Genomic DNA, 12,138 nt, shown 5'->3' with positions numbered 1-12,138 from the left:
CGGTTCATCCCCACGCGCGTGGGGAACACACTTCCTTCATCTCGCTGATGTACCAGCGATTTTAGATGAGGAAAATTTTACCGAAGAATAACCAGCTCATCGGACTCTATGCTACCAGATTGTTAAAGAACGTCCTTCTCTTCCTCGGCCGGAAGAAAGGAAACAAGTTTTGCGCCATCGAGTTCGACCGGTATCCGCCTGTTGGTCCCTAGCGTAACAAAATCGAACCCCGCCTCGTTGTTCGTGCGCCAAGCTATGACGGCGTTGCCCTCGCCAACACCTTTTTCGACTTGCCCCCAGATATAGTCGCGGACCTTGGCGGAATAATTTCCGACGTATACGCCGGCTCGAATTTCAAGAAGCCAGATGGCCAGACGGCCACGCAGGCGCGGCGGAACATTCTCAACCACGATGACCAGCATCGCCTATGTTCTCGGGGTTTGGGATCGCCGGTGGTACGGCGTCTTCCGGTGGCTCTGGTGGCTTGATCTCGCCCGCCGCGAGAATGGTCTCGATATCGGGAATGATGCGTTCCAGCAGCCGGGTCTCTCGAAAAACGTCGCGACACCCGAGGCGCACGGCCTGTTCGGGGTTGCCGTGACTCTTGGCGGCTACGCGAAAAGCCACCGGCACGACCGTTTCAAATTTGTAGATATCGGCGACATCGTACACGAACGACAAGGGTTTTCCCGTGTGAATGAAACCGACTGCCGGCGCATAGCCGGCCGCCAACACCGCGGCTTCCGTCACGCCATATAAGCACGCCGTTGCCGAAGACAGGCAGCGGTTGGGCAGGTCGCCCTTGTCCCAGTCGCTGGTGTCGTAGTTGCGCGCCTTCCATTCCACCCCATACTTCGCGGCTATGCGCTTATACATCTCACGCACCCGCGCGCCTTCGATACCGCGAAGCTGATCAACACTTCGACGTGCGGGTGGGGCTTCACCGAAGCGAACTGCGTACATTTTGCGAACGACCTTCAGGCGCAAAGCCGGATCGAGCGCGAGCTGCGCCTGATACAAAAGCCGGTCCGCCCGTGCGCCACCCGGCTGCCCAGAAGAATAGAGCCGCACGCCCGCTTCGCCTACCCACACGAGCAACGTCCCCACCCGCGCCGCCAATGCAGCCGCGGCGTGGGAAACGCGCGTGCCGGGCTCCAACATCAGGCAGGCAACGCCACCGACAGGGATGTGCGTGCGCACGCCGGTTTTGTCCACGACAACGAATGCACCATCGAGAACATCCAGATGGCCCTTCTCGATAAAAAGGACGGAAAGTCTTTCCTTAACAGCTATGGGTTTGAGCGGAGGGAGTAATTCAGCCATGCGGCACGACTCTTGGCGCGCTAGCAGCGGCCGTATCCACAAACTGTTTTCTCCAGTTCATCGGAACCTCCGTCGAAGCCTAAGTGAGGGCAGTCTGGATTATTAAAGCCTGCGAACCAGTAACAGGCCGCAGCCGAAACCTTTTGCGCGGCCGATGCCAAGCATCAGCGCTTCCAGAAAACGCGCTTGGTCGTTAACGACCAGACTTCCTTCGAAATTCAATGTGGATAGTTCGATGTTCTTCCGGCCGCGCGATCGCCAAGTACGATAGCCGTCAACTTGCAAACCTTGGTCATCGATGACAAAACCCAGTCGTTCCGCGCGGTCGCGAAGCCAGCAGGCACCTGCTTCGTAGGCCAGGTGAGCAAGGGTAGGACGTGCATCATCGGCCAAGTCCTTCCAGCCCATGCGTTTCTTGGCATCCATCACCACATCGTGGCGTTTACTGTTGCCGCCGTTCTCGCCCGGGCGTGCTACCGTTGGATTTACCCGCAGCTTGAAGGCCAAACGGTCGCCTGTCCGTATGTCCGGTCGATAGGACTTCGGTTCGACGTGCCAAAGGCCGGCGTGATCTTGCGGTTTCTGCCGGGAGAGAACATAAAACACAGGAAGGCTATTCTTCTGCTCGATCCGGAAGAGAAATTCGGCCCGCTCCGTTCTTTCCTCGCGCGCCACGTCAAACAGTTTCCACAATGCCTGATGCTGTCCGTAGAGATCGAGGCTACCAAGATCAACGAGCTGCCGATGGCCGATGTCAGACCGTGGCGTGATTCGGGAAAGCCAATGCGTGTCCGCACTCATGACTGGCCTCCCTTAAGTGCATGCGCCCGATGTTCGTTCCGCACCTTGAACTGCCAGCGACGGCGTGACAGCGGAGAGTCACGGCGGGTGGTGGTTTGTTCCGGTACGAGTTTGGTCTCGGCATCGCTGTCCCAGAGCAGAAATGGTTCGGCAGGCTCAAAATGCCGAATAAGTTTCGATTCTGTGCCATCTCCAACTTCCGCAAGCTTCTCGAACACTGCGCTCAATCTCAAACCTGCTAATGCATCCTCGACTCGTTCCGCGCTGACCACCTCCGGTTGTAGTGGTAAGGCTAATGGGCACGCCTTTCGCCCCAAGTAAAGGGTAAAGCCGGGCTCCAGCAACGCGCGGCGAAGTTCGCCGAGTGTATACGGTGCACCGGGCCGTGCCCAAAGGGCGACCACGCAGTAGGTGTCCTGACGGTATTCGCGGCGCGAAAGGATAGTGTTGAGGTCGGACTTATGTCCCGAAGTTATCTCGTCCCGCCGAGTGGAAAACATTCTGCGGTTACGACCCGTTCCCGATGAAGGTACCTGTGCAGTGTGGTAGTCAGAAAGCGGGAGCCCCAATGTTTCTACCTTTATAGCTATGCCATAGCCCTCCGCGAGTTTTGCTTGACTGGCCTCGCATTCTGCACGTTCGTGGGCGGTTCGCTGTGCATCGCTCTCGTAATGAATCGTATCCGGGCGCCTGAGTCGCAGGGCCGCCGCAACAAGTCCGAGCACTGCTGACTTGGTTGGCGTCAACGCCGAAGGACGCGTTTCTCCCACGGCGATGTCGCCCCACGAAGCGAGCGGACCATAGAGTTGAAAGACGAGGTAGTCTCGCATGCGCTGACTCCTTAGCTCGCGGCGAAGGCAAGCAGCTTCTGGAAATCGCCCTCTCCGGCCAGAGCATTGATGCGCTCGCTGGGAAGGGACTGGCCACCGTAGTAAACCTTGTCGAGATTGTCCCGCATGGTTTCGAGCGTGGTTACAGAATCCGACAGCATGTCGCCATCACGCACGGGCTTCAGAAATGCCATCGACAACGCGCGTGGTTGGCGGTTGCCTTTCTCCGCCAGTACATAGGAAGCCCAGGCACGGCTGGCAAAGCTGTTCTGCTTCCCGGTTGGCGCAACGGTAGCGGCAGCCTCGATCAGCGCCTTGATCGCTTGGTCGGCCAGCGCCGCATCACCGCCCAGATTCTCCTTCAGGAGATCGCGGTCGATGCAGACGTAAAGATAGAACAGGCCCGCTCCGAAACCTTGTTCGCCAATATGCGCTGAACCGGCATCTTCCTCACGGGTATTGAGATCATCGACAGCCGTGAAGTAATCATCTTCTACCGCAGCTCGGTGGACTGTGACGGCATGCGCAACCTGACAGGCAGCCTCGGTGTTATAGCCGGGACTACTGGCGAGCATACGTCCGAACAAGGCAATATCCGCGGCGGTATGTTCTTTGCGAAGTAGATTCAGCTCTTCTTCTGTCGGTTTGCGTTTGTTGGCGGCCAGTTTGTCCGCCAAAGCATTAATGGCTGCTTCTTCCTCGGGGCTGAAATGAGCAAGCTGTTCGATTTCAAGGTCATTGAGCGGTTTGCCATCCTTCTTGGCCTTGAGCGCACCAAACTTTCCCGCTATTTCTTGGGTCCATTCCTTGGCATCCTTCTCTTTAACGCCGGCCTTGACCAAGCGGTTATAAATTTGAATACCCATCTGTTTGGTGCGCGTGCCCATATGGCCTTTCAGGGCAGCCTCAAACTGCTCCGATGTGCGCCACGCCCGCTTCAAACTCTGGGATGACACGCGCAGTCTCGGCACGCCACCCATTACGGCGGTCTTGGGGCGATTGAGGTCGTCCCGATTGAGGCACGCGGGCGGATAGCTGGTGAGTAGGTGGAGTTGCAGAAAAGTTGTCATGGTTTTCTCCGAATTAAGGTCATGGATTAAAGAGGTAAGGCAGCGTAGTAGTCATAGGCCAATTGCCGCCGGGGATCGTTCGGACGCTTTTCGTCCATCGGCACCCAGTTCCAGATCGTGCCCGCGAGGTCCGCGATATTGGCCTGGTTGTCGAGCAACGCGAGGGCCCGGCGCAGCAGGGTGTAAAGCTCCTCGATATCGTCGCAGGCTAAAAGTCGACGCACGCGCAATTCCGACACGACCGCTTTGCCACCCGCGCTTTTGGGGGTGCCCATGCAGGTGGCGAGGCTCCCGCCGCCATCGCCCTTGATTCGTGCCGCCAGCCCGGCGATGGCAGCGAGCTTGGGGTAACGGTAATCCGAAATGCCATAGCCGGCCTGCCGTAGCTCACGCAGCAGCCGGTGGAAAGCTGGGCTCAGCATCACCTCCGTAAGGCTTGCGGCCCGGCGCAAAGCCGCACGTTCACCCTTGTCCGATTCCAGGTTCTGCCACCAACTACGGAGCACAGCGAACGAGTGATCATCCGGTTTGCGTCGCGGAAAGGGATATAGCGATTTCTCTTTGTCAGTCATGGACTCCTCCTTTCGGTATCAGGCTGCGGAACGCTCCTGCTGGGGCAGGCCAAGCAGATCGCGAAGTTTTTTGCCGTTGAGCGATTTGGTCAAATCGTTTCTGGCCAAGGCCACGCGGCGGGGATTGACGGCGTCGAAATCCCCGGTCTGAGAATAAGTATCGAAAACCGTAAGCGCGGCCCGTCGCAAACTCGAAAGCCAGTTTCCCAAAATCGGGCGCTCATCCACTCCTTGCTTGATCGCATCACGCAACTGACGCACGTTCTCAAAAAATCCCGCTTCGGTGGCTGCCCAAAAATGTGCTGGCACGAATCCGAGGTCCCCACTTGGGTCCGAATCTCCAAATAGAGCATCCTTGGTTCGCTTGCGCAGTACATCGACCGCCCAGCTAGCGGCTTGGACCAGTTGTTCCACGCGGGCTTTGAAGACCAATTCGAGTTCTTTGTCTATGGTCAGAATCGGCATCTCGGCGTCGTACCAACAACGCGCCTTCATGTTGTCCATGTCGAAACCAAATGCCCATATCCGAGCATCCTCCCGTATGGCAGATCGGAACTGTTCAACCACCGTGGCAGGCAACCGCCGCAACTTTCCCGCGACGGAGTTCTCGACCAGTCCGAGCCAGAGACGGTAGCCAATACCGCCTGATTGTGGGTGAACAGCAGAGGGACGCTTCTCCTTAGGGTCGGCGCTATCGTTCTCGTTGTATGGTGATAAGGGATGGCGAGGGAAGATCCATGAAGGTTTCTTTTCCTTCTTTCCGTTCACCTTTTCTTCATGCTGGTATGTCAGCCCACCGGATCGGTCGCGGTACTGTTTGCAAATGGAACTAGTCACTTGCCCACATACGAGGCATTGCGTTTCAGATGTATTCGCACCGAAGTCCAAATAGATTCGCCTCGGCATGCCCCAGAAAACATGTCGGGTATCCATGTCGTCGGAATGTACCGTCTTCACTGGGGACTTCTCAGTGATAAACGCTGTCACATTGAGCCAAGGAAAGACCTTGGCGCATGGGGGATTTGGTGCAAACGTTTTTCCGAAGACGATGTTCAGCCATACCGTCTCCCAGAGGTTTTGGCCCAATATCAGGGTCGTAAGCGGACCGCCGCCGCGGATGCCTGTAAATTTACCTTCGCCGCCTCCGCCACCGCTGGGCGCAAAGGTCTGGAGTGTATAGAGAGCGGTTGCTGCACACGCGGGACAGAGGCACTCTTCGTGTTCTCTTAGACGTTTCTGAAAGTGGTCGATGTTCTGCTTTAGCGTGCTGTCGGTTGCCGCACCAATGAGTAGGTAAGAAACAGGGTGGGGCTTTGACATGTCATCGCTCGTGAACCGCTCCTGCATGAATAACGCGCCGTTATCGCGGTTCAGATAGAAGACATCTGTGAACGTCTCGAATTTCTTCTTGAGCACATCCGATGCCGGTGCTGACTCCCGCCAGTCCCACCAAGCCGCCTCGCTTTCCGGTGCGCACGTGGTCTGCAACAAGCCGATAAGGAACTGGGTTAACGCTCCGTCAAAATCCGGACGCGGTGAGGCGACAGCGACGATCGGGCTTCTGCTTCCGCCTACATAATCGGTGATACGCCAGGGTTCGATCTTGTCCGACGTGCCATCAGCGCGCCGCACGGGTATCCAGGCGTCATTAATCAGATTCATCTTCGGCTCCTTTCTCGATACTCAATCCTGTTTCTGGCGAGTAGATCACGGTGATTTCCTTGATTTCATTGCCTTGCAAGTTCATGGCATGGCCACGCCAGTTCCCTTTGTCCATGGCTGTCAGCGGTACCACAAGGCAATAGCGTCCTTCGTCTGCCATACTGGTTTTCGCCTGTTCGATGATCTCCGCGTACCGGTCGCTTTCTTTCGCGATGAGCCGGCGCGGTACGGTCAATTCGGATAGTGCCCAGTCCACTCGGGGATCTTTTCGCGCCCAGGGCTCCAGTCTCTCTTCGACTGCCCGCGCCAATCGTATTCGTGCCGTCTTTTCGCCCAGCCGCGTGGGCGCGTCCGCATCGTCGTCCCATTGTAAGCTGGTGGGGTCGTACCCCTGCTCAAAAACCAACTCCGTTCCGCGCGCCGTGGCTCGATCCGCGCGCCGTGAGCCATCGGCATTGTCGGCCACGGGCCGCAACGCCTCGGGTATGGCATCGAAAGCGGCATCGCCGTATACAGTTTCGATCATTTCTCGTGCCTGTCCCGGCAGATCGAAACCGCCGTTGTTCACGAGCCAACTAGCGGTGAGCCACAACTGTCCGTGGTCGGGATAGACTCGCGCGGCGCGTGGCAACAGGCTAGTGAGCCAGGATTTTTTTATCTCGTCTTCGGGATTGGGCATGAATACCCCCAGACATGCTCCCCCGCGTTCATCGTGTGCTTCTTTCTCTTGCAATCGATTACCCTGCGTGTCACGTACATGCCGCTGCAAGCGCCCGGCACGCTGGATGATGAGGTCGATGGGAGCGAGATCGGTCACCATGTCGTCAAAATCCACATCCAGCGACTGTTCGACCACCTGGGTGGCGATTACCAGCTTGCCGGCCCGCGTGGTGGAGTCGCTATCGGGACCGAAGTCCCGCAGCACGGCCGCGCCGATCTGCAACCGATCCGCCAGGGCAAAGCGGGCATGAAACAGCATGGCGGGACAGTCGGGATGCAGCGCATTCCACTTGCACCAAGCATCCAGTGCATCCACCACAGTGTTCCGTATCCAGACCGCGCAACCGCCGTGGCTGATGGTACCGAACAGCCGCTGAAGAACGGCATCCTCATCATGCACGGTATCCACCGCCACTCGGCGGGATACTTCTGCTCGCGCCGTGATGACTTGCTCTTTCAGGCCATCGGCATGCAGATGCGTCGCCAGCGGGTAAGCCATGGATTCCGCTGTTCGGGCCGCGAACCCTGCGCCTGAAGCGAACGCCTTGAGATAACGCGTACGCTGCGACTGCGGCAGGGTGGCGGACAGCAGCACCGCCGAGCCACCCATAGCGGCATGGAACTGGAGCAGTCGTTCCAACAGTTCGCCGGTGTAAGCGTCGCAGGCGTGAATTTCATCCACCACCAACACCTTGGTGGAAAGCCCCAGAAGGCGCAGCGACTGGTGACGCACGGGCAGGACGGACAGCAACGCCTGATCGATGGTTCCGACGCCGAAGTCCGCCAGCAGTGCTTTCTTGCGGCTGTCGGAAAGCCATGCCGTGCAGTTGCGTGATGCCGAGGGTTCCTCGTCACGGCCATAGCCAGCATCCCGGCGGTTGACTTCCTCCAATCGAAGCTTGAGCCAATCGGCGGAATGGGCAAGCACGAGCTGGGGATCATCCATGGCGAAGAGTCGTTTCCACACGCCACTTTTTCGCACCCGGTCGAACATGGCATCCGCTGTTGCCATTGTTGGCAGCGCTACATACACGCCCTGTCCACGCCCAGCCGCAGTAAGCCGAGCCGAAAGGGTTAGTGCCGCCTCGGTCTTGCCGCCGCCGGTCAGTTCTTCCAGTACGAAAATTTGTGGCCCATCGGCAATGGGAGCGGTATCCGCCCAGGATTGAAGCGAGGTTGGTTCTATGTCGAACAGGCTACGAATGCCCATGAACTGAGCAATCGACGGACTTGCCAAGCCGCTCTCGTGCACGGCGAGCTGTGCGGTGGGCACGGCAATCTGCTCCCAATATTCGACCAACCCCAAGTCCGGCTTGCGATACGGAAACCACCTTGTGTTCGAACCCAACCAGTCGGCTGCTACGGCAAGCCCGGCCAGAAGCCACGAGGTCCGTTTGAACGCTTCACTAGAGCCGTTGCGGGTTTCAGGTAGAGGACATCCATTTGCCATCAACAACGTCGCTGTGTCGCCGACAAAATTTTTGGCGTCTTCCAGAACATGGGACGGAAACTGATTCCGCAGCAACAAAGCGTTATTCCTATCGCTGCGCGGAGGCTTGCCGTGATGGCCGGTTACTGCCGAGAGCCACGGGCGCAGTAAACTGCCACCTCGTTGACCCAGATCAGATCGACCTAGCCATTCGGGTAGCCGCGCCATTGCCAGTTCGTAACCAATCGTGTCATGACGTGCATCATGTGGCACGTTGGCGACCCGACCTTGAAGATGTTTCATCCAGTCCGGGCAGCGACTCTGGAAGCCGTCGCCAAATTTACCGATGTCGTGAATGGCGAGAAGGAAAACGAGCCACGGTTTAAGTGTGCCCACAGGCATGCCGGAGAGGCGGCATAGTGTTTCTAGCCACGCGTGCTGACCTTCAAGAAGCGTTTGGCCACACGCCGCTACATCCAGACTGTGATATACCAGCGGATGCCACTTCGGTTCGCCGGGGTAAGCTGGGTCAGCTTTGCCCCAGTAACGAAACAAATGTTCATTGTGGTGATCCATCAGGTTTCTTTCTGCCAGTTTCTTCGATGCGCGAGATGTTTCTATGGACAGCTGATCTGACTTCAGCTCCTTGCTGTACCCTGTGTGTTGTCTCATCCGATGAGACTCCCTCGTCATTACCGATATTGCGAAGCCGTGCGAAGAAGCTACCTCGAGACTTTCTTGTCCGCTTTCTATAGTTATCCTTCCGAACGAATCTGACCCAGTAAAGCCTAACTTCTTCAGTCGCTCACCCGGTGAGCCTGAGGCTGGTTTCCCGTTTACTTTCCGGCCAACGTCCAAGGTATCGCTGGACAGATACTTACACAACGCAATTACAGTAGTATCTCAGAAGATCACCGTACGCGTTTCAGTATCTGGTTGACCTCCTCGATAGCCTCGGGGTTGAAGAGGCCGGATCCATTCGCGTGTCTCTTCGTATGCTTCGTGTTTCGGGTCGTGTAGCGCGATGTTCTGGGTCTTATGGCCGGCGAATAGCGGTGTTTGACCGCCTGGTTTTATGTGGCTACAATAAAATTCAATGTAGCTACATAGAGGAATTGCGATGGAAGTCTCGATCCGTGACATGAAGAACCGCTTGTCGAAGTACCTGAAGCTCGTGCGCACGGGCAAGGAAGTGGTGATTACCGACCGCGGCCGGCCGGTGGCGCGGCTCGTTCCGGTCGGCGAGGAAGCGGCCGGGGAGGCCGATATCGTTGCGCGCATCCATGCCCTGCCGTGGGTGCGCCCGGGCAAGGGCGGCAAGGTGAAAGGAGCAAAACATCCGATTCCCTGGAAGCCGGGCCAGAAGCTCGCTTCCGATATCGTGCTGGAAGATCGCGATTGACTCTTTATCTCGATACCTCCGCCTTCATCAAGATGTACGTGGCGGAACCGGGCGCCGAGAAGGTGCGTGAGGCCATCGCGCGCGCGCGGGCGTTGCATACCCATCTCATTACTTACGCGGAAATGCGCGCGGCGCTGGCGCGTCTCCATCGCGCCGGGCGTGAAACCGCCGCGTCCCATCGCCAGCACGTGCGCGAATTCGAGCGTGACTGGCAGGCGCTGGCAATCGTTGTGCCCGACGAGCGCATGATTCGCCGCGCCGGCGACCTCGCCGAGCAATTCGGACTGCGCGGCTACGACAGCGTGCACCTCGCCGCCGTGGAATCGCTGGTTATCGACCGCCGCCATCCGGTTCATTTCGCTTCGTTCGACGATGCGCTCAATGCCGCCGCCGCCGATCTCGGTCTGCAAGTCCTTGCCGCCGCCCCGCGCCGCTGAATAGGACGCGAGAATGACCTGAGTGGGTGGCGCGGGGTTCATCGAACGCGCTTTAACAGACTGTTGATCTCGTCGAGATCGAAGGCCTCGGGGTCGTAATCCCCGCCGATCCACTCGCGCATCTCTTCGTATTCCTCGTGCTTTGGATCGTTTAGAACTTCGAGCAGGCGCTCGTAGCCCGGCGGTCCGCCACAATCCTCGGGCGGGCAGGTGCGCTTGCCGGCGAGGCAGATAGGGTAGTATTTACTTTTCCCGGCGGGCAGGACCTGCTCGACAAGCAGCTCATGCTCCCAGCCGTCGCCGAAGTCGTATTCGTAGATCAGCTTGTCGCCCTCGGCGGCGATTCGGTCGAGCCGCACGTTGCGTTCGTTTTTCATTTCCGTGTCGAAGAGAGGATCGGGATCGGGCACGCCGTAGGTTTCGTGTCCGACGCGAAAGGCGTGCAGGTGCATGTCATACCAGCCCATCGTCGTTTGGAGAATGCGGTGCAGCCTGCCGAGCCTGGTGTCGGCCGGAACCTGGATGCGCCGCCAAACCGGCGGGCGGATGTGTTTGAGCGTAATCTTGATCTGGTAAATATTCATTGCCCCTCCCCCTCGTTATTCCCGCCGGGGCGCAAGAAATTCACTTGCGCCCGTTCGGCGGCATGAACTTCTCGCTTCGCAATCCTTGCTTCGCTCGAAGTCCAGCCCGACCATCCGTGGTCGGGCGTTCGCGGCTTGCGCCGCTCACCCACTGGACATTCATGACAACTCCGCCTCACCTCCCGCAAGGGGAGGGGGAAGCATGTTCCCGGGCAGGTCTCATAGGCCATCGCCGTTCAATACGTCACTGTATCGGCAAATTGCCTGACGCAGGCATTGTGCAACGTCACGCCGCAGATCGGCGGGTGAGGTGACCTCGACGTCCGGTCCATGTCTGAGGATATCTATCGTCAGTTCGCGCGCATCGCTGTAGGGAATGTGCAGCTCGAACGACCCGTCATCGAGCCAGCGCGTTTTTTGTTTGGGATGCCATTGTTCCTGCGCCACCCAGCGGGCGCGCTCGGGGGTGAAGCGCAGCACGGCGGTTTTGGTTTTGCGGCCGGCGAAGATACCGTAGCCGCTGCCTAGCTCGGCATCGAGTGTTTTCTCCGGGACGTTGCGCGCTTTGGCATCGAGCAGTACGGCGCGGCGGATGGAATCCACGGCGAAGGTGCGCAGCGCCCGTTTGCCGTGGTCCCAGGCGTCGAAGTACCAGTTGTCCCTATAATGCACCAGACGCTGAGGCGAGACCTCGCGCTTGGTTTCCTCATTCCGCGCCCGGTGGTAATGAACAATACGCAAACGGTGGCGCGTCAGAAGCGCATGAGCGATGGATTGAAAGCAGGGCGATTCGATCCGTCGCGCCGCGAGCGGCAGCACGCGGATGCGCCGCGCAACCTCGGTAAAGGCTTGGTCGTCTTTTTCGATGAGCGCTTGGATGCGTTTCTTGAGGGGCGCGATATGCGGGGTGAGCAGGCCGGGCTGGAGATTGTCGAGGAAGTGATGGAAGGCGAGGAGGGCGTGGATTTCCGAGCTGTTGAACCACAAGCCGGGCAACTCATGGCGCGGGTTTTTCGGGTCGGGATCGTAAAGGCGGTAGCCGCGCTTCTCCCGGTCCCAGGGAATGGGCGCGTTCAGCCGCTCACGCAGGTATTCGAGATCGCGTTTGAAGGTGGCCTCGGAGACACCGAGTTCGTCCAGGAAGTCCCGGATCGGTACGACCCCCCGGTTGCGCAACATCCGCTCGATTTTGTAGAAGCGCTCGGTGCGGTCCATACTCCGGCCTCCCTGTCCTATATTCGGTTGTGGGACTAGAACCTATCTCAAAATACCCTGTTTCGGTTTTTGTAGGGTGCGTCCCACGCACCA

Annotated in this window: 13 protein-coding genes; 2 read left to right on the top strand and 11 right to left on the bottom strand. The window is 58.3% G+C overall.

Annotated features, from left to right (window positions below; genetic code table 11):
- Window positions 1-122: 122 nt before the first annotated feature.
- From cas2e to cas3, 8 genes are all read right to left on the bottom strand, one after another.
- On the bottom strand, window positions 123-422 hold the full coding sequence (gene cas2e, locus WD823_RS14325) for a type I-E CRISPR-associated endoribonuclease Cas2e (RefSeq protein ID WP_368430177.1): 300 nt from the start codon (window positions 420-422) through the stop codon (window positions 123-125).
- The gene (cas1e, locus tag WD823_RS14320; RefSeq protein ID WP_368430176.1) at window positions 403-1,323 is read right to left on the bottom strand and encodes a type I-E CRISPR-associated endonuclease Cas1e; all 921 of its coding nucleotides are present in this window, start codon (window positions 1,321-1,323) and stop codon (window positions 403-405) included. The genes cas2e and cas1e overlap by 20 nt, the downstream gene beginning before the upstream one ends.
- Before the next feature lie 102 nt (window positions 1,324-1,425).
- A complete protein-coding gene (gene cas6e / locus WD823_RS14315) occupies window positions 1,426-2,124 on the bottom strand; it encodes a type I-E CRISPR-associated protein Cas6/Cse3/CasE (RefSeq protein WP_368430175.1) in 699 nt (232 codons plus the stop codon).
- Window positions 2,121-2,954: a type I-E CRISPR-associated protein Cas5/CasD gene (cas5e, locus tag WD823_RS14310; RefSeq protein WP_368430174.1), complete on the bottom strand. Its 834-nt coding sequence runs from the start codon at window positions 2,952-2,954 to the stop codon at window positions 2,121-2,123. The genes cas6e and cas5e overlap by 4 nt, the downstream gene beginning before the upstream one ends.
- A gap of 11 nt (window positions 2,955-2,965) precedes the next feature.
- Window positions 2,966-4,024 (bottom strand): type I-E CRISPR-associated protein Cas7/Cse4/CasC, encoded by a 1,059-nt coding sequence (gene cas7e / locus WD823_RS14305; protein WP_368430173.1) that lies wholly within the window; start codon window positions 4,022-4,024, stop codon window positions 2,966-2,968.
- 26 nt (window positions 4,025-4,050) lie between these two features.
- On the bottom strand, window positions 4,051-4,596 hold the full coding sequence (gene casB, locus WD823_RS14300; protein WP_368430172.1) for a type I-E CRISPR-associated protein Cse2/CasB: 546 nt from the start codon (window positions 4,594-4,596) through the stop codon (window positions 4,051-4,053).
- A gap of 18 nt (window positions 4,597-4,614) precedes the next feature.
- Window positions 4,615-6,258 (bottom strand): type I-E CRISPR-associated protein Cse1/CasA, encoded by a 1,644-nt coding sequence (gene casA, locus WD823_RS14295; RefSeq protein ID WP_368430171.1) that lies wholly within the window; start codon window positions 6,256-6,258, stop codon window positions 4,615-4,617.
- Entirely contained in the window at window positions 6,245-9,079 is a 2,835-nt protein-coding gene (cas3, locus tag WD823_RS14290; RefSeq protein ID WP_368430170.1) for a CRISPR-associated helicase Cas3', read from the bottom strand. Before cas3 ends, casA begins: the two co-directional genes overlap by 14 nt.
- 448 nt (window positions 9,080-9,527) lie before the next feature.
- Between cas3 and WD823_RS14285 the strand changes: the two genes are divergently transcribed.
- Both WD823_RS14285 and WD823_RS14280 read left to right on the top strand, forming a co-directional pair.
- Entirely contained in the window at window positions 9,528-9,809 is a 282-nt protein-coding gene (locus WD823_RS14285; protein WP_368430169.1) for a type II toxin-antitoxin system Phd/YefM family antitoxin, read from the top strand.
- The gene (locus WD823_RS14280; RefSeq protein ID WP_368430168.1) at window positions 9,806-10,246 is read left to right on the top strand and encodes a type II toxin-antitoxin system VapC family toxin; all 441 of its coding nucleotides are present in this window, start codon (window positions 9,806-9,808) and stop codon (window positions 10,244-10,246) included. Before WD823_RS14285 ends, WD823_RS14280 begins: the two co-directional genes overlap by 4 nt.
- A 38-nt stretch (window positions 10,247-10,284) precedes the next feature.
- On the opposite strand, the gene WD823_RS14275 is transcribed toward WD823_RS14280, so the two are convergent.
- The 3 genes from WD823_RS14275 to WD823_RS14265 are packed head-to-tail and all read right to left on the bottom strand — an operon-like array spanning window position 10,285 to window position 12,045.
- A complete protein-coding gene (locus WD823_RS14275; RefSeq protein ID WP_368430167.1) occupies window positions 10,285-10,830 on the bottom strand; it encodes a plasmid pRiA4b ORF-3 family protein in 546 nt (181 codons plus the stop codon).
- 40 nt (window positions 10,831-10,870) lie between these two features.
- On the bottom strand, window positions 10,871-10,993 hold the full coding sequence (locus tag WD823_RS14270) for a hypothetical protein (protein WP_368430166.1): 123 nt from the start codon (window positions 10,991-10,993) through the stop codon (window positions 10,871-10,873).
- A 56-nt stretch (window positions 10,994-11,049) separates the two neighbouring features.
- Window positions 11,050-12,045: a helix-turn-helix transcriptional regulator gene (locus WD823_RS14265; protein ID WP_368430165.1), complete on the bottom strand. Its 996-nt coding sequence runs from the start codon at window positions 12,043-12,045 to the stop codon at window positions 11,050-11,052.
- Window positions 12,046-12,138 lie beyond the last annotated feature (93 nt).

This window comes from Sulfuricaulis sp., assembly GCF_040901545.1.
Taxonomy (GTDB): domain Bacteria; phylum Pseudomonadota; class Gammaproteobacteria; order Acidiferrobacterales; family Sulfurifustaceae; genus Sulfuricaulis.
The sequence above is the reverse complement of the archived record's forward strand: the minus strand, read 5'-3'. Positions and strand labels throughout refer to the sequence as shown.